General features: G+C 57.2%; 20 protein-coding genes. 11 read left to right on the forward strand and 9 right to left on the reverse strand.

Features of this window, described 5'->3' with window-relative positions:
- Positions 1 to 5 precede the first annotated feature (5 nt).
- Positions 6 to 2,087 carry a putative bifunctional diguanylate cyclase/phosphodiesterase gene (locus tag F3I20_RS12260; RefSeq protein ID WP_150019322.1) on the reverse strand — a complete coding sequence of 694 codons (2,082 nt, stop codon included), beginning with the start codon at positions 2,085 to 2,087 and terminating at the stop codon, positions 6 to 8.
- Positions 2,088 to 2,631: 544 nt separating this feature from the next.
- Between F3I20_RS12260 and F3I20_RS12265 the strand changes: the two genes are divergently transcribed.
- The 5 genes from F3I20_RS12265 to F3I20_RS12285 all read left to right on the forward strand — a co-directional run bounded on the left by F3I20_RS12265 (position 2,632) and on the right by F3I20_RS12285 (position 7,892).
- Complete coding sequence (locus tag F3I20_RS12265; RefSeq protein WP_150014732.1) at positions 2,632 to 3,201, forward strand: spore coat protein U domain-containing protein; 570 nt, start codon at positions 2,632 to 2,634, stop codon at positions 3,199 to 3,201.
- 70 nt (positions 3,202 to 3,271) lie between these two features.
- Complete coding sequence (locus tag F3I20_RS12270) at positions 3,272 to 3,739, forward strand: Csu type fimbrial protein (RefSeq protein ID WP_150014734.1); 468 nt, start codon at positions 3,272 to 3,274, stop codon at positions 3,737 to 3,739.
- Positions 3,740 to 3,764: 25 nt separating this feature from the next.
- Positions 3,765 to 4,463 (forward strand): fimbrial biogenesis chaperone, encoded by a 699-nt coding sequence (locus tag F3I20_RS12275; protein ID WP_150014736.1) that lies wholly within the window; start codon positions 3,765 to 3,767, stop codon positions 4,461 to 4,463.
- Positions 4,464 to 4,470: 7 nt separating this feature from the next.
- Positions 4,471 to 6,918: a fimbria/pilus outer membrane usher protein gene (locus tag F3I20_RS12280; RefSeq protein WP_150014738.1), complete on the forward strand. Its 2,448-nt coding sequence runs from the start codon at positions 4,471 to 4,473 to the stop codon at positions 6,916 to 6,918.
- A complete protein-coding gene (locus F3I20_RS12285) occupies positions 6,915 to 7,892 on the forward strand; it encodes a Csu type fimbrial protein (protein WP_150014740.1) in 978 nt (325 codons plus the stop codon). Before F3I20_RS12280 ends, F3I20_RS12285 begins: the two co-directional genes overlap by 4 nt.
- On the opposite strand, the gene F3I20_RS12290 is transcribed toward F3I20_RS12285, so the two are convergent.
- The 3 genes from F3I20_RS12290 to exbB all read right to left on the reverse strand — a co-directional run bounded on the left by F3I20_RS12290 (position 7,889) and on the right by exbB (position 10,598).
- Positions 7,889 to 9,211, reverse strand: a complete 1,323-nt coding sequence (locus F3I20_RS12290; RefSeq protein ID WP_150014742.1) for an MFS transporter — start codon at positions 9,209 to 9,211, stop codon at positions 7,889 to 7,891. The genes F3I20_RS12285 and F3I20_RS12290 overlap by 4 nt on opposite strands.
- 235 nt (positions 9,212 to 9,446) lie before the next feature.
- The gene (gene exbD / locus F3I20_RS12295; protein ID WP_150014744.1) at positions 9,447 to 9,869 is read right to left on the reverse strand and encodes a TonB system transport protein ExbD; all 423 of its coding nucleotides are present in this window, start codon (positions 9,867 to 9,869) and stop codon (positions 9,447 to 9,449) included.
- Between the two features lie 6 nt (positions 9,870 to 9,875).
- A complete protein-coding gene (gene exbB / locus F3I20_RS12300; RefSeq protein ID WP_190285932.1) occupies positions 9,876 to 10,598 on the reverse strand; it encodes a tol-pal system-associated acyl-CoA thioesterase in 723 nt (240 codons plus the stop codon).
- Between the two features lie 349 nt (positions 10,599 to 10,947).
- On the opposite strand from exbB, the gene F3I20_RS12305 reads away from it, so the two are divergent.
- The 5 genes from F3I20_RS12305 to F3I20_RS12325 all read left to right on the forward strand — a co-directional run bounded on the left by F3I20_RS12305 (position 10,948) and on the right by F3I20_RS12325 (position 16,225).
- Entirely contained in the window at positions 10,948 to 11,919 is a 972-nt protein-coding gene (locus F3I20_RS12305; protein ID WP_150019321.1) for a TRAP transporter substrate-binding protein, read from the forward strand.
- A gap of 49 nt (positions 11,920 to 11,968) precedes the next feature.
- Complete coding sequence (locus F3I20_RS12310) at positions 11,969 to 12,475, forward strand: TRAP transporter small permease (protein WP_150014750.1); 507 nt, start codon at positions 11,969 to 11,971, stop codon at positions 12,473 to 12,475.
- Between the two features lie 14 nt (positions 12,476 to 12,489).
- Positions 12,490 to 13,776: a TRAP transporter large permease gene (locus F3I20_RS12315; protein ID WP_150014752.1), complete on the forward strand. Its 1,287-nt coding sequence runs from the start codon at positions 12,490 to 12,492 to the stop codon at positions 13,774 to 13,776.
- Between the two features lie 420 nt (positions 13,777 to 14,196).
- A complete protein-coding gene (metC, locus tag F3I20_RS12320; protein ID WP_150014754.1) occupies positions 14,197 to 15,387 on the forward strand; it encodes a cystathionine beta-lyase in 1,191 nt (396 codons plus the stop codon).
- A 175-nt stretch (positions 15,388 to 15,562) separates the two neighbouring features.
- Entirely contained in the window at positions 15,563 to 16,225 is a 663-nt protein-coding gene (locus F3I20_RS12325; protein WP_033733897.1) for a DedA family protein, read from the forward strand.
- A gap of 30 nt (positions 16,226 to 16,255) precedes the next feature.
- On the opposite strand, the gene F3I20_RS12330 is transcribed toward F3I20_RS12325, so the two are convergent.
- Entirely contained in the window at positions 16,256 to 17,164 is a 909-nt protein-coding gene (locus tag F3I20_RS12330; protein WP_150037709.1) for an AraC family transcriptional regulator, read from the reverse strand.
- A 203-nt stretch (positions 17,165 to 17,367) separates the two neighbouring features.
- Here F3I20_RS12330 and dkgA point away from each other — a divergent pair, with 203 nt between their 5' ends.
- On the forward strand, positions 17,368 to 18,192 hold the full coding sequence (gene dkgA, locus F3I20_RS12335; protein ID WP_061063370.1) for a 2,5-didehydrogluconate reductase DkgA: 825 nt from the start codon (positions 17,368 to 17,370) through the stop codon (positions 18,190 to 18,192).
- Positions 18,193 to 18,286: 94 nt separating this feature from the next.
- Here dkgA and ftsP read toward each other — a convergent pair whose 3' ends face one another.
- The 4 genes from ftsP to F3I20_RS12355 all read right to left on the reverse strand — a co-directional run bounded on the left by ftsP (position 18,287) and on the right by F3I20_RS12355 (position 23,873).
- On the reverse strand, positions 18,287 to 19,717 hold the full coding sequence (gene ftsP, locus F3I20_RS12340; RefSeq protein ID WP_150014758.1) for a cell division protein FtsP: 1,431 nt from the start codon (positions 19,715 to 19,717) through the stop codon (positions 18,287 to 18,289).
- Between the two features lie 142 nt (positions 19,718 to 19,859).
- Positions 19,860 to 20,597, reverse strand: coding sequence for a 1-acylglycerol-3-phosphate O-acyltransferase (locus tag F3I20_RS12345; RefSeq protein ID WP_098052353.1), 738 nt, complete (start codon positions 20,595 to 20,597; stop codon positions 19,860 to 19,862).
- Positions 20,598 to 20,642: 45 nt separating this feature from the next.
- The gene (gene parC / locus F3I20_RS12350; RefSeq protein ID WP_150053197.1) at positions 20,643 to 22,916 is read right to left on the reverse strand and encodes a DNA topoisomerase IV subunit A; all 2,274 of its coding nucleotides are present in this window, start codon (positions 22,914 to 22,916) and stop codon (positions 20,643 to 20,645) included.
- 192 nt (positions 22,917 to 23,108) lie between these two features.
- Positions 23,109 to 23,873 (reverse strand): transporter substrate-binding domain-containing protein, encoded by a 765-nt coding sequence (locus tag F3I20_RS12355; protein ID WP_150037708.1) that lies wholly within the window; start codon positions 23,871 to 23,873, stop codon positions 23,109 to 23,111.
- Between the last annotated feature and the right edge of the window lie 155 nt (positions 23,874 to 24,028).

The raw sequence follows: 24,028 nt of genomic DNA on the forward strand, positions 1-24,028 counted from the left end.
CGGTCTCAGCCAGATACCGACGCCACTGGCTGCCGCCGTGCGGGAAAACTGAACGCGTCAACCCGCTCCGGAGGCGTTGGCTTGCCAAGCAGATATCCCTGCAATGCATCAAAGCCTAAGCTTGTGAGCAGATGCTGCTGCTCTTCAGTCTCGACGCCTTCCGCTACCATGCGCAGGTTGAGACTCTGTGCCAGCGTTAGCATGGCGCTGACCACGGTCGCATCTTCACTGCCTGGTCGCAGGCAGTTGATAAAGCTGCGATCAATCTTAAGTTCACTGGCATCCAGATGTTTAAGATGCAACAGGTTGGCATAGCCGATACCGAAGTTATCAATGGCGACGCTGACGCCTGCCTGCTGCAACTCATGAATCCGCTGCTGACTGAAAGCGGGATCGCGCATGGCAATCGTTTCGGTGATCTCCAGCATCAGCGCGCTGCCTGACAGCTGATAACGCGTCAGTGTCTGCGTCAGTGTGCTCAGCAAATCACGCTGATGGAACTGCAGCGCAGAGAGATTAACCGAAACCGTCCAGTCGCTGTGTCCCTGGCTGTGCCAGACCCTTAACTGACGGCACGCCTCCTCGATCACCCAGTTGCCCAGTGTTACAATCTGACCGGTTTTTTCTGCGCGCGGCAAAAACAGCTCAGGGGTCAGCAAACCGCGCTGCGGATGCTGCCAGCGCAGGAGCGCTTCAAATCCCATTAACCGGGTGCCACCGGAACAGAATTTGGGCTGATAGAAAAGCCGCATCTGCTGGCGATCAATGGCCTCCCACAAATCGTTGGCCAGCTCAAGCTGATGCTGCGTTGCCGCGCTCATGGCGGGTTCAAACAGGCACCAGCCGTTTCGTCCACTGTGTTTGGTGTGATACATCGCCGCGTCGGCATTAAACAGCAGCTCCTGCCGGTTACGTCCATGCAGTGGAAAGATCGCAATTCCCGCACTGAGTGAAACGTGCAGTACATAGCGGTCAAGTTCAAATGGCGTACTGATCACTTTAACCAGTTTTTGCGCCAGCTGCCGGGCCGGATTGATATCACACTCTGCCATCAGCACAAACTCATCCCCGCCCAGCCGCACCAGCAGCATCGTGTTACTGAGCTGACTGCGCAGCCGTTCCGCCACCGCCACCAGTAACCGGTCGCCGACATGATGTCCCCAGGTGTCATTGACCGCTTTGAAGCCATCGAGATCCATATAGATCACGGCAAAGCGATCTTCCTTTAGCATCGCCTGTTTGATGGCAAGATCGAGCTGCTGCTCCAGCATCACCCGGTTGGGCAGCGCGGTCAGGTTGTCATGCATCGCCAGCTGACGCAGCTCCTGGTTAGCGCGATTGAGCCGGGTTGCCAGCCGTGCGGCGCGCACCTGAGCGTCCAGCATCGAACTCAGCAGGGTGATCCCCAGAATACTCAGCGTAATCAGCGAAACCCATACCGCCAGTCCCGGACTACTGACGCCATGCGACTGCATTGTACTGCCGTGGCGGAACGCCGCCGCCGCCATACCCACATAGTGCATGCCTGCAATCGCGATCCCCATCACTATTGAGGCCAGCCCACGCATCAGCAGCAGATGATGGTCACCCTGCCGCAGATGAAACGCCATCCACAGCGCCACGCCTGAGGCCACAAACGCAATCAGCACAGAGAGCGTCACCAGCAGCGTATTCCACTCAGGTTGCGGATCAATCAGCAGGGCTGACATACCGAGATAGTGCATCACCACCACGCCCCCACCCAGAATCAGCGTGCCGCGCAGTAGCCGCTGACGGGTGAGATGCAGGCCGCCCACCGTCTGGCCGAAGGCGAATATTGACGCCAGGATCGCCACCAGCAGCGAGAGGATCGTCAGCTGCGTGTCATAGCGCATCGTCATCGGCATCATCATCGCCAGCATCCCGATAAAATGCATGGCCCAGATGCCAATCCCCATTGCCGTGCCGCCAACCAGCAGCCAGAACCGCGCGCTCCAGCCATGGGAGACCGCCACCCGTCCGGCGGTGTCCAGCGCTGTAAAAGAGGCAATAAACGCCACGATCAGCGAAACGCAAATCAGAACGCTATCACAGGTGACAAGCAACATGTGCAACTCCTCAACGCCCGCAGAAAAGCAGGTGCTGTGTAAAGTCAGAAAAGTCATTTTAAAAACACCCAATGGGTGAAAGTTAATAAACTTCACTATTTCCTGGCCCTGAAGACCGGGCAAAACAGGTCCACAAACGCAAGGCATTTGTGACCTGCATTTTATTAACCGCCTGATGAATCTGGCGCTAAATCGTTATTATGTCTGATTGGTACAGGAACATATCACCGAAGCAGAAAGCATTCCAGAAACCGATAAAACAAGGGGTTTTGTTTTACCGTCTCGCTTTCGTGCCTTGCTGTAACTGGGTTATCGGCCAGAGAGACCTTTTGATTAATGAAAATTAAACGGCAGCACTTCGCGTAACGCTTTAACTGATCTATAGTAAGTAAAACTGATATAAATCATCATTCTTAAGTCTAAGATTTTTCTTAAGACTGCGGCACTGCCCGCCTTATTGTTTTTATTTCCTTACTTTGGGTTGAATCGTTAATAAACACCGGGTGAAAAAGCACTGACTCTCGATAATCCGTAAGGAAATATTATGAAACTCAAGCTTTTTCTGTTTGCCGCTGCAGGATTAACTGTTGCTGTTCCATCATTAACCCAGGCGGCTACGACCTCGGGAACCATCAATGCCACGTTGACGCTGACCACTGGTTGTCTGGTAAATGGACAGTCAGCCACGGCGGGCGTTAACTTCGGTACCCTGAACTTTGGTAGCAGCGCCGCCACCTTTGATACCCTGAATGCCACCCTGGTCGGTGCCGCCGGTAACGGTATTTTTGTGCGCTGCACTACCGGTCAGGATTACAACGTGGTGGTGACCAGCAGCAATGCTGCGCCAGCCACTATCTATGGCACCGCTTCTGCGTCACCGCGTTATCTGATTCTGGGATCGAATAATGCGCAGGGTATCGCCTATACCCTCTATAGTGACGCCTCCTTCACCACGGCGATCGCCAACAATACGCCTATCGCGGCCAGTGGCACCACTGACCCGACATTGGGTACCAACTACGCCATCTATGGCCGGGTGGTCGGTGGTGGCTTTAACCCCCTGATCCCTGCCGGAACCTATACCGATACCATTAACGTGGCCGTGAACTACTAACTGCTGCCGCAGGTAAATAAGGTTGGTTCTCTGGCGACCCTGCCTGACGATCGCACGCAGCCTGCTCCTGATGATAGTAAGTGTCAGCGCCTGGAGTCTGCCCACCAGCACCTTTCAGGTGACCGCCTCGGTGGTAGCAGGCTGCGTGATATCCGGTACTAATACCGGCGTTTTTGGCACGCTCAATTTCGGCACGCAGTCTGGCGTGGCGGCCAGTACCGTCAATGCCAGCTTCGTGCAGAGCACCGCCATTAACCTTGCCTGTACGCCAGGCACCACGCTGAGCATGAGCATTAACCAGGGCAGCAACTTCACCACTACCCGTAATCTCAAGCTGCCCAATTTCAGCAATACCGTTCCCTATACGCTCTTTAGTAACGCCAGCCGCACCACGGTCATCCCGGTGAACCAGGCGGTGTCGCTGAGCTATAGCAATGCCAATAACATTACGCTGCCGATCTATGGTCAGCTACAACTGCCCGGCACTGCGCGCGCCGGCGTTTATACCGATACGCTGACCGTCACCCTGACCTGGTGAGGTGATTGAAAACAAGGATATGATCATGAAGCCACTGCGCGCCCTGCTGCTCCTGCTGAGTTCCACTCTGCTCTCTCCGGCCTTCGCCGCCAACTCGGTGATGATCTGGCCCATTGATCCCGCCATTAATCCTGAAGAGAAAGCCAGCGAGCTCTGGCTGGAAAATCGCGGTAACAGCACGACCATGATGCAGATCCGGGTTTTCAGCTGGCAGCAGATTAACAGTCAGGAGCAGTATCAGACCCAGCAGCAGGTTGTTGCCAGCCCGCCGATGGTGCGGATGGAGCCGGGCCAGAAACAGCTGGTCAGGCTGATTAAACAGACGCCGCCTGCGGCCGGTAAAGAGCTGGCCTACCGGGTGGTGCTGGATGAAATCCCGACGCCGAACAATCCCGGCGAAAATCAGGCCGGACTGACCTTTCAGATGCGCTATTCGGTGCCGCTGTTTGTGTATGGTTCCGGGCTCTCCACCGACAGCGTCCGTCCCGCTCTGCACTGGCAACAGGTCAGCGAGGGCGGTAAGCGCTGGCTCCAGCTGACCAACAGCGGCAACGGCCACGCCCGGCTCAGCAATGTGGCGATTGGTGGTCGCAAGCTGGGCGAAGGCTTATACGGCTATGTGCTGGCGGACAGCACGCATCGCTGGCCGCTCACGGTGCCGGTCAGCGGCGAACTCACCGCAGAGGTTAATAAAAGCCAGTGGCGCAGCGCTGCCCGGAAGTAAGCGCTGAATGAGACCTTTTTCCCTGCCCCCCTGCGCGCTGGCGGTGGTCAGCGTGATTTACGCGCTTACGCCGGATCCTGTGCTGGCGGAGACTTACTCATCCCTGCCCCCGCCGCCCAGCCTGCAGAGCAGCGGCGCGGGTCAGCAATACATGCTGGAGCTGGTGATTAACCAGCAGGCAAACGGCAATATTGTGGCAGTGGAGCAGCGCGACGGTCATTTCTGGCTGCGCAGCAGCGATCTGCAGCGTGCCGGGCTGTCACCGGATAAGCTGGGCCAGCAGCCGCAGGTTGATGTCAGCGGCCTGCAATCCATCAGCGTGGAGTATGACGCTGCGCGGCAGCGCCTGCTACTGACCGTGCCACCTGACTGGCTGCCCGGCCAGATCATTGGTGAGGCGAAGAATGGACCGCGCTATCCAGGCCGTACCAGCAGCGGTGCGCTGATTAATTACGACCTGTACGCCAGCCGCACTGATACCACCGGTACCAGACTTTCCGCCTGGAACGAACTGCGGCTGTTTGGTGATGCCGGGCACGTCTCAACTAACGGCGTCTGGCAGCAGCAGCTGGAAGGCAGTACGACTTATCAGGACAACGGCTATATCCGCTACGACAGCTGGTGGAGCAATGAAGATGAGAACACGGCGGTAAGCTGGCGGGTCGGGGATCTTGTCACCGATTCGCTAGCCTGGAGCAGCAGCGTGCGGCTCGGCGGCATCCGCGTCGGCCGCGACTTCAGCGTCCGTCCCGATCTGGTGACCTATCCGCTGCCCGCTTTTTCCGGTCAGGCAGCCGTTCCTTCCACCGTCGATCTCTTTATCAACGGCTATCGTTCCAGCCAGGCAAACGTGCAGCCTGGCCCCTGGTCGATGACCAATGTGCCGTTTGTTAACGGCGCGGGTGATGCGGTGATCACCACCACCGATGCGGTGGGCCGTCGCGTCACTACCACCATGCCGTTTTACGTCTCCAGTAATCTGCTGAAATCTGGCCTGTCAGATTATGCCTTCTCTGCTGGCGCGATCCGCGAGAACTACGGCATCAAAAACTTCGATTATGGGCAGGCCGCCGCCAGCGGTTCTTACCGATATGGCATGACCGACTGGCTGACGCTGGAGAGTCACGCTGAAGGCAGCGAAAGCCTGGCGATGGGCGGGCTGGGCGGACAGCTGCGCGTCGGCAGCTGGGGAGTGGTCAACGGCGCGGTGGCGCAAAGTCAGCTCGATGGCGAGAGCGGCAGGCAATACAGCTGGGGTTATCAGTACAACAACAGCTGGTTCAACATCGGCACGCAGCAGACCCAGCGCAGCAGCGACTTCGGCAATCTGGCGCTGGTCGGCAGCCGTGCCGGAAGCCAGGCGGATAGCCGCTACGCACTGTCGCGCCGCAGTGCGCAGTACAGCGCCAGCGTCTCGCTGAACCAGTTTGGCAGCGTCGGTGCCGCTTTCATCGATATCACTGATGGCCAGGGCGACCGCACTCGCCTGTGGAACCTCTCATGGAGTAAAAACCTGTGGGGCAACAGCAGCCTCTATGTCTCCGCCAGCCGCGATCAGGAGGAGAAGAGCTGGACCGGTGCTATCTCGCTGGTCATCCCGTTTGGCGAACAGGGCAGCGCGGCTATCAGCACCGAACGCGATCAGCGTGGCCGCGACAGTCAGCGCATTTACGCCTCCAGCGCCATGCCCAGCGACGGCGGATTTGCCTGGGATGCCTCCTGGGCGAATCAGAGCGGTGACAGCGGCGATTATCGTCAGGGCAGTCTGCGCTATCGCAACAACCAGATCGACACGTCGGGGGGCTTCTATGGCGATGATGGCAACCTCACGCAATGGGCCGATCTCTCTGGCGCGCTGGTGTTAATGGATAACAGCGTCTTTGCCGCTAACGCCATCAACGACGCCTTTGTGCTGGTGAAAACAAGCTATCCCGACGTGAACGTGCGCTATGAAAATCAGTCGATGGGACGTACCAATCAACAGGGCTATCTGCTGGTGCCTGCCATCAGCAGCTACTACCCGGCCAAATATGATATCGATACCCTCGACCTGCCCGCCGATATGACCACGCCACGGGTTGAACAGCGCTTTGCGGTGAAACGCCAGAGCGGCTACCTGCTCAACTTCCCGGTGGAGAAACTGCGCGCTGCCAGCGTGATCCTGGTTGATGCGCAGGGCCAGCCGCTGCCGGTTTCAAGCCGGGTGCAGCGGCCTGGCCATCCCACCGGATATGTCGGCTGGGATGGCATCGTCTGGATGGAAGATCTTACCACCAGCAATCCGATCGAGGTGGTGACGCCCGATGGTCGCCGCTGCGAAACCGAGCTGCATATCGCCAGCGGTCAGCCGCAGGCGCTGAAAACCTATGGTCCCCTGACCTGCGCGCTGCCGGCTCCTGTTGCAGGTAGCGCCGCCGCCCCTGCTGAACCTTTTATGTCCGGAAATCCACTATGATGAGATCGCTGTTACTGGCTGGCCTGTTGCTGCTACTGCCGTCACTGAGCTACGCCGCCTGTACCCTGCCCGCCTCCACAGCAAGCTTTGGTTCGGTCACCACCTTTGTGGCGAATACCACCGTCAGCTCGGTCACCACCAATGCCAACGTCAACTGTGGCTCCGGCTCGTCGCTGTCGCTGCTCGGCAATAACCAGATAACCTTCCAGTTGACCGGCGCAACTACGGTCAGCGGCACGCGCGGCATCCTGAAGCGCAGCGGTGACACCGGCAGCGATAATGTGCCTGTGCGGCTCTGCACCGACAGTGCCTGCGCCACTGAACTGACTATCGGCGGCACGCCGTTTGTCTATGGATCGCAGACACTGATCAACCTGGCGGGATTGCTGGGCAGCCTCAACTTCGCCATTCCGATTTATCTGCGCACCGTTCCCGGTCAGGTGGTGGCCGCCGGAACCTATCAGGTGACGCTGAACATGGCGGTGACCTGGCGCGTCTGCACCAGCGTCAGTGTCGGTAATATTTGCCTGAGCGAGCAGAATGGCAGCGGCGTGATACCGATTAACATCACCGCTATCCTGACCAATGACTGTACGACGATCACCTCGCCCAATATCAGCTTTGGCAGCGCGCCGCTGGTGGGCAGCTTCTCCGCCGTCTCGCAGACCATTAACGTATTGTGCAGCAAAGGCAGCACCTATACCGTCGGGCTGAGCAATGGCAGCTATGCGGCGGGTAGCGTCAGGAATATGGCTAGCGGCGCAAACCGACTGAGCTATGAGATCTATAAAGGCACGACCAGCAATCGCTGGGGATCGGCAGGCACGGAACGCTGGAGCAGTACCACCTCGACGGCGGTATCAACAGATGGACTGACGCGCGGCTTTAACTACACCGCGCGTATCCTGACCACGCAGAACACGCCGCCTGCGGGAAACTACAGCGACAGCGTGGTGGTCGATTTGTCCTTTTAGAGAGAAGCGCTGGCTGGCGTCGCGCTGTGGCGCAACTGATACTGTTTCACCATCCGGCCAATCAACAGCGTCCCGATCAGCCCGCAGACGGCAGCAAAGGTCAGCCAGACGCCCGGCATCGCCTTATCACCGGTGGCGTGGATCAGATAGCTGGAGATGGCAGGCGTGAAGCCGCCAAACAGCGCCGTCGCCAGGCTGTAGGCCATAGAGAAACCCGCGGCTCGCACCTCAGCAGGCATAATCTCTGCCAGATAGACCACCATCGCCCCGTTGTAGCTGGCATAAAGAAACGACAGCCACAGTTCCGCTTCCAGCAGGTGGGCAAAACTGGCCGATCCCACCAGCCAGTGCAGCACCGGCCAGGTCGTCACAATCATCAGCAGGGTAAAGATGATCAGCAGCGGACGGCGACCGACGCGGTCCGACAGCGCGCCCATCAGTGGCAGCCAGAACAGGTTTGAGACACCTACGCAGAGGGTGACCAGAAACGCCTGTTTGTCGCTCATCATCAGCACGGTTTTACCAAAGGTCGGGGTAAAGGCGGTGATCATGTAGAACATCACCGTGGTGGTGACCACCATCAGCATGCCCGCCAGTACCAGCGCCCAGTTGCTGGCCACCGACCGCATAATTTCCGTCATGCTCGGATGGTGTTTACGTTTGCTGAACGCTTCGGTCTCTTCCAGCATCCGGCGGATGTAGAACAGGAACGGCACAATCAGGCAGCCGACCACAAACGGGATACGCCAGCCCCACTCCGTCACCGCCTCTTTCGCCAGCAGATGATTCAGCATCAGCCCCAGCATGGCGGCAAAAATCACTGCAATCTGCTGACTGCCCGACTGCCAGCTGACGAAAAAGCCTTTGCGACCTTTCGGCGCGACTTCGGCCAGATAGACCGACACGCCCCCCAGCTCAACGCCCGCCGAGAAGCCCTGCAACAGGCGTCCCAGCAGGATTAGAATCGGTGCCGCTGCGCCCAGCGTGGCGTAGCCTGGCACCAGCGCGATAGTCAGGGTGCCAATTGCCATCAGGCCCAGCGTCAGCAACAAGCCTTTACGACGACCATGATGGTCGATGTAGGCACCCAGAATAATCGCCCCCAGCGGGCGCATCAGGAAACCGGCACCAAAGGTCATCAGGGTCAGCATCAGGGAAGCGAACGGGTCATCGCCGGGGAAGAAGGTTTTGGCAATGGCGGTGGCGTAGTAGCCAAACACCATAAAATCGTACATCTCCAGGAAGTTACCACTGGTGACGTTGAAGATGGTTCGGGCAGCACTTTTCGGCGGCTTTTGTAAAGATGGGGCGTGACTCATAACGGCTTCCTGTTGTTTTTTAGCCGTTTTAGCCTGCCTGAGGCGAGATTAATGTGACCTGACTCACCATTGCACTTTACAATTCTGTGTACATAAGTAACAAAAAATTAACAATTCAAATCAGCCAGCATAAGTGAGCAGTTGTGGCGCGGATCTGCCTGATTTTATCTGGCTAAGCGCCGCCATAAAAAAAGGCGACCTTCACAGTCGCCTTTTCATGTTGCCGGATAACCCGCTATTTCTTCACGGTTTCCATACCCATCAGACCGATTTTCAGGTAGCCCGCCGTGCGCAGCTTATCCATCACGCTCATCAGCGTTTCATAATCTACCGACTTGTCTGCCTGGAAGAAAATGGTGGTCTCTTTGTTGCCCTGGGTCTGGCTGGTCAGCACGTTAACCAGCGAGTCGGGCGTGACCTGATCGTTACCGACGTAAAGCTGCTTATCCGCTTTAATCGACAGATAGACCGGCTTTTCCGGACGCGGTTGCGGCGCGCTGGTGGACGCGGGCAGATTAACGCGCACATCGACCGTGGCCAGTGGCGCGGCCACCATAAAGATGATCAGCAGCACCAGCATGACGTCGATAAACGGCGTCACGTTGATCTCATGCATTTCACCCTCGGTTTCCAGATCGTCGTTTAATCGCATGGCCATAACAACTTACCCTAAGCGCAGTTTCTGGGCGGTCGCAGGACGCGGAACCTCTGTGGCGACGGTGCCCAGATCGATATCACGACTCTGCAGCAGCATCACCTGCGCGGCGACATCACCCAGCGAGGCTTTATAGTTGGCAATCATGCGGGCAAAAACGTTATAGATGACGACGGCCGGGATCGCAGCAACCAGACCAATCGCGGTCGCCAGCAGCGCTTCGGCAATACCCGGTGCCACCACCGCAAGGTTGGTGGTCTGGGTTTTCGCGATGCCGATAAAGCTGTTCATGATGCCCCAGACGGTGCCGAACAGGCCGATAAAGGGTGCAACAGACCCAATGGTCGCCAGGAAACCGTTGCCACGCCCAGCATGGCGGCTGAAGGCGGCTACGCGGCGCTCAAGGCGGAAACTGGTGCGATCTTTAATACCGTTGGTATCTTCCACGCCAGCCGACAGTTCAAGTTCATTCTGCGCATCGTTCAATAGCACCACAGAGTGGCTGTGCCCGGTAAACGACTGGGCAATGCGGGCGGCGTCATTCAGATTGCGGGCTTCGCCCAGGGCCAGTTGCTCACGCTTCAGGCGACGCTTAGCCGCGCTGAGTTCGGCATATTTGCCGAAGAAGATCGCCCAGGTCACCACTGAGGCCACTAACAGGCCAATCATGACCACCTTTACCACGATATCGGCATGTTGATACATGCCCCAAACGGAGAGGTCCGTTTGCATCAAATCACTGGCTACCACGCTGCTTCTCCAACTTCTGATTCAGGGATGCGAAACAAGCGCAAATAATAGCAAAATGGCGGCGAATTGATAGTAGTTCTCATTAGTATTTACAAAGCTGAGCCGCGCTATTGACCTGTTGTTGAGCGGGTTCAGGCACGGTTTGTGAGGATGTTTCGAAAATGTGAAGCCGCATGAAAATTTATTAAAACAACGTTTCAAAATGTGATGAGATTCATTCAATCAGCATTGCTGCATTTTACTCAGACGCGTTTTCACTATGCTGGCTCCTCACGGCCCTCTGCGGTTAGCCCTGACCGCAGGCCGTCTTACCTCTGCGGGAGAAAATATAATGAGAATGATGAAAACATGTGTAGCCAGTGCCCTGGCGGCGATGATAGCGAGCGCCTGCGCCACGGCACAGGTGATCAAAGTGGCTGAAGTGCAGCCTGCCGGTTATCCCACTGTGGTTGCCCTGCAACACATGGGCGACAAACTGAAACAGGCCACCGATGGACGGCTGGAGATGAAGCTCTACGCCGGTGGCGTGCTGGGCGATGAAGATCAGACACTGCAACAGGTGCAGCTGGGTGCCATTGATATGATCCGCGTCTCGCTGGCCCCGGTTACCTCAATTGCCCCGGAAACCAGCGTGCTGACCCTGCCCTACGTTTTCCGCGACGTTGACCACATGCACAAAGTGCTGGATGGCGAGATAGGCCGCGAGATTGCCAACAAATTCGACAACGATCCCAACGCCCGCATGGTGTTCCTGGGCTGGACCGATGCCGGTGAGCGCAACATGATCACCAAGAAGCCGCTGGCAAAGCCGGGCGATCTCAAGGGCATGAAGATCCGGGTACAGAACAGCGCCATCTCGCTGGCGACGCTGAAAGCGATGGGCGCGAATCCGGTGGCAATGGGCGTCAGTGAAGTGTTCAGTGCGATGCAGACCGGCGTGGTCGATGGCACCGAGAACAATCCACCGACCTTTGTCGCCCATAACTACATGCCGGTCGCGAAGTATTACACCCTCAGCGGCCACTTTATCCAGCCAGAGATGATCCTGTTTTCAAAACGCGCCTGGGATCGCCTGAAACCCGAGGATCAGGCCTTGCTGAAAAAGCTCGGCAAAGAAGCACAGGATGAAGAGCGCCAGCTCTGGGCGACCTATACCGAAGAGTCGATCGCCAAAATGAAGGCGGGAGGCGTCACCTTCCAGCAAACTGACCGTGACTATTTCGTCAAAGCGACTCAGCCAGTGCGCGATCAGTTTGGCGGCAAATATCAGGATCTGATGACCCGGATCGCTGAGGTGAAATAACCCTTCCCGCGCCACGCTGCCGTGTGGCGTACTTAATCAGGTATCAATTATGTCTGCTTATACGCGTCTGATGGATGGGCTTTATCTGCTCTGCATGCTGGTGGCTGCCGTTGCGCTGTTAATCATGGTAACGGTGATCCCGATTGGGATCTTCGCTCGTTACGTGATGAACGGTGCGCTCTCCTGGCCGGAGCCGGTTGCCATTATCTGTATGATCATTTTTACCTTTATCGGCGCACCGGTGGGTCTGCGCGCCGGAACCCATATCTGCGTATCGATGGTCACTGACCGCCTGTCACCTGCCCGGCAGCGCCTGATGCTGCGCGTCAGCGATCTGCTGATGATTATCACCTGCCTGGTGATCTTCCAGGCCAGTTACAGCCTGTGTGAAGCGATGTGGATGCAGACCCTCGCCTCACTTCCGGCAGTGACCTACGGCGAGATGTATCTGCCAATCCCGATTGGCGCGATCTTCACCCTGCTGTTTGTTATTGAGCGCCTGCTGAGCGGCGATCAGAGCCAGCGGCCGATTGTCACGCTGGGCGGTACCCACTAACGCGGAGCAGAAAAATGGATGCATTGATCTTGATAGGCAGTTTGCTGGTGTTGCTGATGGTGGGTTTTCCGGTCGCCTTTGCGGTGGGACTGAGCGCCTTTATCGGTGCCTGGTGGATCGATCTGCCGCTGGAAGCGGTGGTAATTCAGGTGACTAACGGGATTAACAAATTTTCGCTGCTGACCATTCCGTTCTTCATCCTCGCAGGCGCGATTATGGCCGAGGGCGGCATTGCCCGTCGCCTGGTCAACTTCGCCTATATCTTTGTTGGCTTTATTCGCGGCGGGCTGTCGCTGGTTAATATCGTCGCTTCAACCTTTTTTGGCGCTATCTCTGGTTCGTCGGTAGCCGATACCGCCTCGATTGGTTCGGTAATGATTCCGCAGATGGAGGAGAAAGGCTATCCACGTGACTTCGCCGCGGCGGTGACCGCCAGCGGTTCGGTACAGGCGGTGCTGACGCCCCCCAGCCACAACTCCGTCATCTACTCGCTGGCGACCGGCGGCATGGTAACCATCTCTTCGCTGTTTGTTGCCGGGATCTTCCCTGGCCTGCTGCTCGGCGGTTGCCTGATGGTAATGTGTCTGGGCTTTGCCCATAAACGCGGCTATCCCAAAGGCGAGCGTATTCCGTTTCGTCAGGCGCTGAAGATTTTCTTCGATGCCTTCTGGGGTCTGTTTACCGTCGTGATCATTATGGGCGGGATCCTCTCTGGCATTTTTACCGCCTCGGAATCCGCTGCGATTGCCTGTATCTGGGCGTTCTTCGTCACCATGTTTATCTATCGCGACTTTAAATGGAGCCAGTTGCATATACTGCTGTTCCGCACCATTAAAACCGTCACCATCGTGATGGTGCTAATCGCTTTCGCGGCCGGGTTTGGCGCGGTGATGACCTTTATGCAGTTGCCGACCCTTATTACCGAAGCGTTCACCAGCCTCTCCGATAACAAATATGTGATCCTGATGTGTATCAATATCCTGCTGCTGGTGGTGGGCACGCTGATGGATATGGCACCGCTGATTCTGATCCTGACGCCGGTGCTGCTGCCGGTAGCGACCGCGCTGGGGGTCGATCCCGTTCACTTTGGCATGATCATGCTGACGAACCTGGGCATCGGGCTGATTACGCCACCGGTCGGCACCGTCTTGTTTGTTGCCAGCGCGGTCAGTAAACAGAAGATTGAGCAGGTCGTCGGGGCGATGCTGCCCTTCTACGGCATGCTGTTCATTGTCCTGATGCTGATTACCTATATTCCCGCTATTTCACTCTGGTTGCCGCGCCTGATGGGCGTCATGTAAGGCAATGGAAACCAGCTCGCTTGCGGGTCCCGGACTGCTGGCAAACTCGAATCAGGGTGCAACTGGCAGCGAGGGTTTAGCTCAACACGCAGGGAACACGGTCAGAGGAGGAAAGCGTCCCGCCGCCCGGAAAAAAACGCGAAGCGTTGGCCTGGCAACGGGCGCACCTCAGGGATGAGGTGCGTAATCGCGTGGGCCGAGCGAGCCAGAGATTGGCATAAGCGCCTTTCCGTTCTGACCGGGTTTCCTGAACTGGCTCGGTCTCACCGCTAACCGGGCCACACTTTGTCATCAATTTCAGGCCCGCTCGCGGGCCGGTTTTTTTCCTGCGGCGCACTCTGATAATCACCATTGAGTCTCAACCCTGCTTGCCGTTTCGTGATAACGTGAGGACTTAGTCTGAAGCGGTAAAGGCGACTCATGACCACCAGAAAAATTGATACCACGCTCGTCAGTGCAGGACGCAGCAAGCGTTATACCCAGGGCTCGGTGAACAGCGTCATTCAGCGCGCCTCTTCGCTGGTTTTTGATACGGTTGCGGAGAAAAAACGCGCCACCGCCGGTCGGGCAAAAGGCGAACTCTTTTATGGCCGTCGTGGCACCCTGACGCACTTTGCATTGCAGGATGCGATGACCGAGCTGGAAGGCGGCGCAGGCTGTGTGCTTTATCCCTGCGGCGCGGCTGCCGTGGCGAACGCGATCCTGGCTTTTGTCGAGGCGGGCGACCACGTACTGATGAGCGGCGCGGTCTATGAACCGACGCAGGACTTCTGTACTAAAATTCTCGCTAAGCTGCAGGTTTCCATCGGCTGGTTCGATCACTGCATCGGCAGTGAAATCGGTGAGCTGGTGCAGCCTGACACCCGGGTTGTCTTCCTGGAATCGCCTGCCTCAATCACGATGGAAGTGCAGGATATTCCGGCGATTGTGGCAGCGGTACGCGCGAAAGCGCCCGAGGCGATCATCATGATCGACAACACCTGGGCGGCCGGTATTCTGTTTAACGCGCTGGCGCACGGTATCGACATTTCGATTCAGGCTGGCACCAAATATCTGATTGGTCACAGCGATGCGATGATCGGCACGGCGGTTGCCAATGCGCGCTGTATCGACCAGCTGCGTGAGAACTCTTATCTGATGGGTCAGATGGTGGATGCCGATACCGCCTACATGGCGAGTCGCGGTCTGCGTACGCTGGGTACCCGTCTGCGTCAGCATGAAGAGAGTGCGATTCAGGTGGCAGAGTGGTTGGCGGCGCGCCCGGAAGTGGCTCGGGTGAATCATCCGGCACTGGCGCAAAGCAAAGGTCATGCGTTCTGGCAGCGGGACTTTAACGGCAGCAGCGGCCTCTTCTCGTTCATCCTGCAGGAAAAATTAAGCGCGCCCCAACTGGCGGAATATCTCGATCACTTCCATCATTTCAGCATGGCTTACTCCTGGGGTGGTTATGAATCGCTGATCCTGGCAAATCAGCCAGAAGAGCTGGCAGAGATTCGTCCGGCGGGCGGGGTGGATTTCACCGGCACGCTGGTGCGGCTGCATATTGGTCTGGAGCACGTTGATGATCTGCTGGCTGACCTGGAGGCCGGTTTTGCGCGCCTGACGCGCTAAGTCAGATAAACGGAAAGTAAACAGAAGATAAACCACGTAGCAGCGGCCCGCAGAGTTTACCGGGCACAGGCTCATTTGTTGTTAAAATTTATCCCGCATCGTTCAGCTTACCGGTGAGATTGCCGTGCTGCCTGAACGCAGACGGATTGTTCCTTGTGACGTGATGGAATCGCTAATGGGTGTTTTACACGAGATTGTCCAGGCGCTCTGGCATCAGGATTTTGCCGCGCTGGCAAATCCGGATGTAGTGTGGGTGGTATACGGCGTGATGTTCCTGACGCTGTTTCTGGAAAATGGTCTGCTGCCCGCCTCTTTCCTGCCGGGCGACAGCCTTCTGCTGCTGGCCGGGGCGATGGTGGCTAAAGGGGTGATGGATTTTGTGCCGACGATGGTGATCCTGACGACCGCCGCCAGCCTCGGCTGCTGGCTGAGCTATCTGCAGGGCCGCTGGCTGGGGAATACCCGACTGGTGAAGAGCTGGCTGATGCATCTACCGGCACAATATCACCAGCGCGCCTGGAATATGTTTAACCGTCACGGGCTGATGGCGCTGCTGGTCGGCCGTTTTCTCGCCTTTATCCGCACTATCCTGCCGACCATGGCGGGCATTGCAGGCCTGCAGAATGGCCGCTTTCAGCTGTTTAACTGGCTCAGCGGCGTGCTGTGGGTCGGCATTGTAGTTGCCTTTGGCTATGGCATCAGCCAGGTGCCGTTTATCAAGCGTCATGAAGATCAGGTAATGGCGATTCTGATGATACTGCCGATGGTGCTGCTGGTGCTCGGCCTGTCCGGCAGCATTGTGGTCATCTGGAAAAAGCGTCGCCAGAAACGCGCCTGACGCGCATCTGGCTTTCGGATCCGCCGCCACTCAGGCTGACGGATCCGCTACCGTCTGCCTGACACGACTCACCTCTTCCCCAGGCGTCACGCCGAAATAGCGTTTAAACTCCCGCGAAAACTGTGAGGGGCTTTCATAGCCCACCCGCACCGCCGCCGCACTCGCCTTCAGTCCATCGTGCAGCATCAGCAGTCGCGCCTGATGCAGGCGATAGCGCTTGAGATACTGCAACGGCGAGGTCTGCGTTACCGCTTTAAAGTTGTGGTGAAAGGCTGAGACGCTCATGTTCACTTCCGCTGCCAGCGCATCAACGCTGAGATTTTCCGCATAGTGATTCTCAATCCGTCGCAGGGCGCGCGCGATCAGGCTGAACTGCGTCTGTCGACTCACCAGCGAAAGCAGCGCGCCGCCAATCGGGCCGGTCAGCACATAGTAGATAATTTCCCGCACGATATGCGGCCCCAGTACGCGCGCATCGCGCGGCTGGGTCATCACATCCAGCAGCCGCTCCGCGGCGCACAGCATGGGTTGCGTCAGCCACGCCGAGTGAATACCTGAAGTCTGCGGCTGCGGCTGAAACTGATCGTCGTCGCCAATTTCAATCAGCAGATCCTGCAGGCTGGCGGTATCAACCCTGAGACACAGCCCGGCAATCGGGATCTCCGGAGAGGCCCAGGTTTCGCATTCCACCGGCAGCGGCACGGTCAGCATCAGATATTTGCTGGCGTCATACTGAAACACGGTGCTGCCGAGATAGCCGGTTTTGCTGCCCTGAAACAGGATGACAATGCCGGGCTGATACATCATCGGCGTACGGGGACGATATTGACTGGCATAAATCAGCGACACATTTTCGACCGGACAAAGACGGTCACGACCATGGGTCATTAAGGTGACTACCTGCTGTGCCAGCCGGTGACATAGTGCATCGTGCGCCATAGCGACTCCTTTTCGGGCAAAAATCCAGTGTGCCGTGCTACTGCCTGAACCGCCAGCAGCCTGGAGAATCAGGCAAGAAATTTACCGGATCGGGCAGAAGAGCAGACCCACTGTTGTTGCTGGCGCTGAGCAGGCTGAAAATTGTTGGCTAGACTTAAGCACAGTGAATTCTCACGGGTTAACCGCAACGGAAAGGAGCAACTATGGCAGACCAACCCATTATCAAACTGCGCGATGGCAATATGATGCCGCAACTCGGACTCGGTGTGTGGCAGGCCAGCATCGAAGATGCGCGTCATGCGGTGCTGAAAGCGCTTGAGGTCGGCTATCGCTCAATCGATACCGCCGCCGCCTATAAGAATGAAGAGGCGATTGGCCAGGCTCTGCAGGAAACCGACGTGCCGCGCGAAGAGATTTTCGTCACCACCAAACTGTGGAACGACGATCAGCAGAATGTTCAGCAGGCGATGGAAACCAGCCTGGAGAAGCTAAAGCTGGAGCAGGTCGATCTCTATCTGATGCACTGGCCGTGCCCGGAGAAAGACCACTACGTTGATGCCTGGAAGAAGATGATCGAACTGCAGCAGCAGGGGCTGACCAAAAGCATCGGCGTCTGTAACTTCCATGAAGCGCACCTGAAGCGTCTGCTGGATGAAACCGGTGTCACGCCGGTCGTGAACCAGATTGAGCTGCACCCGATGCTACAACAGCGCACGTTGCATGCGTGGAATGCGCTGCACCAGATCCAGACCGAATCCTGGAGTCCGCTGGCGCAGGGCGGTAAAGGCGTTTTTGATCAGGAGATCATCAAGTCGCTGGCGAAGAAATATGGTAAGACACCGGCACAGATTGTGATCCGCTGGCATCTGGACAGCGGTCTGGTGGTGATTCCGAAGTCGGTGACGCCAGCGCGTATTGAAGAGAACTTTAAGGTGTTTGACTTCCGTCTGGATAAGCATGAAGTGAGTGATATTGCGAAACTGGACAGCGGAAATCGTCTGGGGCCGGATCCGGAAACCTTTAACTAAGCGTTTCCCTGCCTTCTCATATACTCTGCCCTGCGGCTGCCGGGCAGAGAAGACTTAACGCGGTCAGACGGGTTATCCCTGCCTGACCGCGCTGTTATGCGGTGGGCTGCACCACCAGCTGCCCGGCAGTACCGCGATCGGCCAGTTCCAGCGTCTGACTGTAATAGACGAATGGGAAGTGATCTGACGAACTTTGCGGGAAGCTGACCATCAGTTCCACGCTGCCATCAACCCACACCGTATCTTTCCAGCCACGATCTTCGCCCATCGGCTGTGCGCCATTGACACTTTTGATCAGGAACATGACGCCCTGAATATGCAGCGACTGCGGCCGATCGGCGTGCAGGATCCAGCGCTCAAAGGTGCCCTGCTGCGCAGTGGTGTCAATGCGGTTCATATCCCAGAGCGCGCCGTTGATGCCCGGCATGCTGTCACCGATGCGGAATTCGCGGGTGCGCACCGCCACGCCATCCAGAATCTGGTCGGCCAGCAGCCGCATCGGGAGGTTATCCGTCACCAGCGGCAGTAAGCCGGTTGGGCGTAGCGTCAGGATCAGGGTCGAGGTCAGAATAGAGGATGGCTCAAAGAAACCGCGCAGCCGATCCATAATGCCTGCCGCCGTTCCCGCCGTAATCGACACTTCATCGCCCTGCGACATATCCACCAGCACTTCGCGACGTTCGCCCGGTGCCAGTGACAGACGCTGCACCGCAACCGGCGCAGGCAGATAGCCCTGATCGCTGGCAATGACCATAAACGGACGATTGTCGCTGAGCACCATCTCATAGCGTCGCGCATTCGAGGCGTTCAGCAGGCGCAGGCGCACCCAGCCGCGTGACACCTCAACATAAGGATTGCGTACCCCATTCACCAGCAGCGTATCACCCAGGAAACCCCCATCCTGCGGCGGGTCATAGACCGGCGTGGCAAAGTTATCGAGCCGCTTGTCCTGAATGATGATGGGGAAGTCATCGACGCCATAATGTTTCGGCAGCGGCAGCTGTTTGCCGATGTCATCTTCCACCAGCCACATGCCCGCCAGACCGTTATAGATATGCGGTGCCATGCGGTTTGGGGTATTGGCGTGATACCAGCAGGTTGAAGCTGCCTGACGAATCGGCAGTACCGGCGACCAGTCGACACCGGCCGACATCATACGTGGCGCGCCACCCATTAATGCACCCGGCAGCTGCAAACCGCTGACGGTCATGGAGACGGACTCATTCAGCCGATTGCTGTAGATCAGCTTAACGTCATCACCGCTGTAAACCCGGACGGTCGGGCCAAGGTAGAGGCCATTGATGCCCCACACCGGCACTTTGTTATTGTCGCCATTAAATGACCAGTGGCTGCGCTGCATCGTCAGGAACAGCGGCTGGCCGCGACGGGATTCCAGCAACGGCGGAACCGGAAGTGGCGTATCGCCATTGGCTGAAGAAGCGGCATGTGCCGCGTGAGGGAGTAAACTGGCGCTAAGCGCCGCTCCGGCAGAAAGCTGGATGAACTGACGTCTGCTGAAAGACATAAAACTTCTGACCCTTTACGCGTGGCGCTAAGCGCCGGCCCTGTTTTTATTGATCTGTTTTTGCTGTGCTGCGTTCACGGTGAGCCGGATAAGGCTCGCCGCGCGGCATCCATGCAGGATAGTTCGGCGAATGACTCGCCGGTCAGATTTTTCCGTTTTTTTCGCGTTCTGCGACTTCGGCGTTGAGCTCTTCCAGCTTCGCCGCCATCAGTTCGCGACAGTGAGTAGCCAGCTTACGCACCGACGAAGATTCGAATGCTTTTACATCAACTGGCGGCAGCATCTCAACAATGACCAGCCCGTTGTTCCAGCGATTGAGATCGATCTTGCCATGGGTATTGGAGACCACAATCGGAATGATCGGCACGCCCGCCGCTACGGCAGCGTGGAAGGCACCGGTCTTAAACGGTAGCAGGCCACGGCCACGGCTGCGCGTCCCTTCCGGGAACATCCAGATAGAGATGCGCTTGCGGTTAAACTGGTCCACCAGCTCACCGATGGTGCCGCGCGCTTTCGCCCGGTCATCGCGGTCAATCAGCAGGTTGCCGGTCAGCCAGTAGAGCAGGCCAAAAAACGGCACCCACAGCAGGCTCTTCTTGCCCACGGTTACCGTATAGGGCTGCACCATTTTGGCCGCGGTGACCATGTCGTAGTTGTTCTGATGGTTGGCAATATAGATCGCATTACCATAATTCTCCGCACCTTCCGGTTTGCGCAGATCGACTTTGAGACCAAACACCGTCGATAATTTGCCGAACAGATGGCCAAAAGTGGCGACGTGGCGCGGATCGCGTGGTGAAAAAAGACACCAGATACTGCCAAAGATACAGATTAGGATCGAATAAATGACGACGATAATGGCACGCAGAATCAGTAACATAGTTCCCTCATAGAGCCACGGCTGACGCAGGGTCAGCCGGGTTGTTTACGCTTCGCTATCCGGGCTCGCCGGACGCGCAGGGGCATCCAGTTCAACTCGATCAATTTTTTGCAGGCCGCGCGGTAACAGCGTGCCGCGACGTCCGCGATCGGCGCGGAATTTCTGTAGCTCTTCACTGCGCAGCAGCATTTTACGCTTGCCCACGTGCAGCGTGATCGCGCTGCCCGGCGGCAGGATCATCAGCCAGGCCAGTTTGTCCTGACCGGCAGCGGCTTCTGCTGACGGAATGGAGATGATTTTGTTGCCCTTGCCTTTCGACATCTGCGGCAGTTCGCCGACCGGGAACATCAGCATCCGTCCCGCCTGGGTGATCGCCAGCAGCATGTCATCTTCATGATGGACCGCCATTGGCGTCATCACGCGTGCATTGTCGGGCAGCGTTAGCAGCGCTTTACCGGCGCGGTTGCGCGATATCAGATCGCTGAAGGTACAGATAAAGCCGTAGCCCGCATCAGAAGCCATCAGCAGACGCTGGTCATCCGGCTCCATCAGCACCTGTTCAACTACCGCACCCGGCGGTGGCGTCAGCTTGCCGGTCAGCGGCTCGCCCTGTCCGCGTGCGGAAGGCAGCGATGTCGGATCCAGCGTATAGCTGCGGCCCGTGGAGTCGATAAAGGCCACCGGCTGATTGCTCTTGCCGCGTGCAGCAGCCAGATAGCTGTCGCCCGCTTTATAGCTCAGTCCGGCAGGATCGATATCGTGACCTTTCGCGCTGCGTACCCAGCCCATCTGCGACAGCACAATAGTGACCGGTTCAGACGGCACCAGCTCGGTTTCGCTCAGAGCTTTGGCTTCTTCACGCTCACACAGCGGCGAACGACGATCGTCGCCGTAGCTGGCGCTGTCAGCCTGTAACTCTTTTTTCAGCAGGGTGTTCATCTTGCGTTCAGAGGCCAGCGTTGCCTGCAGCTGATTGCGCTCTTTTTCCAGATCCGCCTGCTCGCCACGGATCTTCATCTCTTCCAGTTTTGCCAGGTGGCGCAACTTCAGTTCGAGGATCGATTCGGCCTGCGTTTCACTGATGCCAAAACGCGACATCAGGACCGGCTTCGGCTCATCCTCAGTACGGATGATCTCAATCACTTCATCAATGTTCAGGAATGCGACCAGCAAACCTTCCAGGATATGCAGGCGGCGCAGCACGCGATCCAGTCGGTAGTTCAGACGACGTTTGACCGTGTCGCGGCGGAACACCAGCCATTCAGTCAGGATCTCGTGCAGGTTTTTCACCGCCGGACGGTTATCCAGGCCGATCATATTGAGGTTAACGCGGTAACTCTTCTCCAGATCGGTGGTGGCGAACAGATGGTTCATCACCTGATCGAGATCGACACGGTTGGAGCGCGGCACAATCACCAGGCGGGTCGGGTTCTCGTGATCCGATTCATCACGCAGATCCTCCACCATCGGCAGTTTTTTATTGCGCATCTGGTTAGCAATCTGCTCCAGCACGCGCGCGCCTGACACCTGATGTGGCAGCGCGGTGATGACCACCTCGCCCTCTTCTTTCTTCCATACCGCACGCTGGCGGATAGAACCACGCCCGGTCTGATAAATTTTGCGGATTTCGTCACGCGGCGTAATGATCTCCGCCTCGGTCGGATAATCAGGTCCCTGAACAATGTCCAGCAATTGCTCCAGCGTGGTTTTCGGCGCGTCGATCAGTGCGATCGCCGCCTGAGCCACTTCGCGCAGGTTGTGTGGCGGAATATCGGTCGCCATGCCCACGGCGATACCGGTGGTGCCGTTCAGCAGAATATTGGGCAGGCGCGCCGGTAACATCTTCGGCTCCTGCAGCGTGCCATCAAAGTTCGGCTGATAGTCGACCGTGCCCTGACCCAACTCGCCCAGCAGCAGCTCGGCATATTTTGACAGACGGGATTCGGTGTAACGCATCGCCGCGAACGACTTGGGATCATCCGGCGCACCCCAGTTACCCTGGCCGTCGACCAGCGGATAACGGTAGGAGAACGGCTGGGCCATCAGCACCATCGCTTCATAGCAGGCGCTGTCGCCATGCGGATGGTATTTACCCAGCACGTCACCCACGGTACGTGCCGATTTTTTGAATTTTGCGCTGGCGTTAAGGCCCAGCTCGGACATGGCGTAAACGATACGTCGCTGAACCGGCTTTAATCCGTCGCCAATGTAAGGCAGTGCGCGGTCCATGATGACGTACATCGAATAGTTTAAGTACGCATTCTCGGTGAATGTGTGCAGGGCAAGACGCTCTGCTCCATCCTGAGTCAGTTCACTCATTAATTTCTCATCCTCACATCGTGGCCCACAACGGCGGGACACCCGGCGGTGGTTTGGCGAGGATAGTACCTTATTCCCTGGTGTTAGTCACAGGGGAAGCGCGGGACAAGAGGCGTCCCGCCGCGCGATTTCATATACCAGAGGCACGCCGGATTCAGATCGGCAAGTACCTGACCTCTCTGCTGAAGTGAATCAGGACTTTGCCCCTATCCACTGACGGGCAATATCACGATATTCACCCGTGGCGGTGCTGAGATGCACCCACTGATCGACATAGAGTTTCCAGCTGATGTCGTCACGCGGGATCATGTAAGCCTTCTCGCCATACTGCAGCGGTTTGTCGGGATTGATCGCGCAGAGCGTCGGGTAATGCTGCTGCTGAAAACGCGCTTCAGAGGCATCGGTGATCATCACATCCGCTTTGTTATCGACCAACTGCTGGAAGATGGTGACGTTATCGTGAAACAGCGTCAGCGAGGCCTCTGGCAGATGGCTGTGTACAAAGGCTTCGTTAGTCCCACCTGCCGGTTCAATCAACCGTACGTCAGACCGGTTGAGCTGTTCGATGGTCTGGAAACGATCTTTATCGCTGCAGCGCACCAGCGGGATTTTGCCATCCACGTCCAGCGGCTGCGCGAACCAGGCCGTCTGCTGGCGTTTCAGCGTGACGGAGACGCCGCCGACGGCGATGTCACACTGCTTTGCCAGAAAGTCTGACATCAGATTTTTCCAGCTGGTCTGTACCCACTCTACTTTTGCGCCGAGCGAGGTAGCCAGCGCGTTCGCCATGCTGATATCCAGCCCTTCATACTGACCATCGGGTCGCAGATAGCTGTAAGGTTTGTAATCGCCGGTGGTGCAGACTTTGAGCGTCTTAGAACTGAGAACGGTGTCGAGATGAGATTGCGCATGGACAGCACCGCTGGCCAGCAGCAAAGCGAGGACTAATTTTTTCATTCTGATTTTTTCTATGATTTTTTATGGTGAGTTTGCCCACCGATGGTGCCATAAACCGGCATATTGTTGCTGCTGCAGCAAAAGTGTTGTGATCAACCTCGCATTTTTCTGCGGCTGCGGCGCGCGTAAGCTGAGCACCATATTCAGGAAACGAG

Source organism: Candidatus Pantoea gossypiicola, assembly GCF_008632075.1.
Taxonomy (GTDB): domain Bacteria; phylum Pseudomonadota; class Gammaproteobacteria; order Enterobacterales; family Enterobacteriaceae; genus Pantoea; species Pantoea gossypiicola.

Bases quoted from the DNA above. Each gene is read 5' to 3' on its own strand.
- exbD (WP_150014744.1), bottom strand. From the start codon at position 9,869: ATGGCCATGCGATTAAACGACGATCTGGAAACCGAGGGTGAAATGCAT.
- parC (WP_150053197.1), bottom strand. From the start codon at position 22,916: ATGAGTGAACTGACTCAGGATGGAGCAGAGCGTCTTGCCCTGCACACA.
- F3I20_RS12270 (WP_150014734.1), top strand. From the start codon at position 3,272: ATGATAGTAAGTGTCAGCGCCTGGAGTCTGCCCACCAGCACCTTTCAG.
- F3I20_RS12355 (WP_150037708.1), bottom strand. From the start codon at position 23,873: ATGAAAAAATTAGTCCTCGCTTTGCTGCTGGCCAGCGGTGCTGTCCAT.
- metC (WP_150014754.1), top strand. From the start codon at position 14,197: ATGACCACCAGAAAAATTGATACCACGCTCGTCAGTGCAGGACGCAGC.
- F3I20_RS12280 (WP_150014738.1), top strand. From the start codon at position 4,471: ATGAGACCTTTTTCCCTGCCCCCCTGCGCGCTGGCGGTGGTCAGCGTG.
- ftsP (WP_150014758.1), bottom strand. From the start codon at position 19,717: ATGTCTTTCAGCAGACGTCAGTTCATCCAGCTTTCTGCCGGAGCGGCG.
- F3I20_RS12275 (WP_150014736.1), top strand. From the start codon at position 3,765: ATGAAGCCACTGCGCGCCCTGCTGCTCCTGCTGAGTTCCACTCTGCTC.
- F3I20_RS12290 (WP_150014742.1), bottom strand. From the start codon at position 9,211: ATGAGTCACGCCCCATCTTTACAAAAGCCGCCGAAAAGTGCTGCCCGA.
- F3I20_RS12305 (WP_150019321.1), top strand. From the start codon at position 10,948: ATGAGAATGATGAAAACATGTGTAGCCAGTGCCCTGGCGGCGATGATA.
- exbB (WP_190285932.1), bottom strand. From the start codon at position 10,598: ATGCAAACGGACCTCTCCGTTTGGGGCATGTATCAACATGCCGATATC.
- F3I20_RS12265 (WP_150014732.1), top strand. From the start codon at position 2,632: ATGAAACTCAAGCTTTTTCTGTTTGCCGCTGCAGGATTAACTGTTGCT.
- F3I20_RS12325 (WP_033733897.1), top strand. From the start codon at position 15,563: ATGGGTGTTTTACACGAGATTGTCCAGGCGCTCTGGCATCAGGATTTT.
- F3I20_RS12260 (WP_150019322.1), bottom strand. From the start codon at position 2,087: ATGTTGCTTGTCACCTGTGATAGCGTTCTGATTTGCGTTTCGCTGATC.
- F3I20_RS12310 (WP_150014750.1), top strand. From the start codon at position 11,969: ATGTCTGCTTATACGCGTCTGATGGATGGGCTTTATCTGCTCTGCATG.
- F3I20_RS12315 (WP_150014752.1), top strand. From the start codon at position 12,490: ATGGATGCATTGATCTTGATAGGCAGTTTGCTGGTGTTGCTGATGGTG.
- F3I20_RS12345 (WP_098052353.1), bottom strand. From the start codon at position 20,597: ATGTTACTGATTCTGCGTGCCATTATCGTCGTCATTTATTCGATCCTA.
- dkgA (WP_061063370.1), top strand. From the start codon at position 17,368: ATGGCAGACCAACCCATTATCAAACTGCGCGATGGCAATATGATGCCG.
- F3I20_RS12285 (WP_150014740.1), top strand. From the start codon at position 6,915: ATGATGAGATCGCTGTTACTGGCTGGCCTGTTGCTGCTACTGCCGTCA.
- F3I20_RS12330 (WP_150037709.1), bottom strand. From the start codon at position 17,164: ATGGCGCACGATGCACTATGTCACCGGCTGGCACAGCAGGTAGTCACC.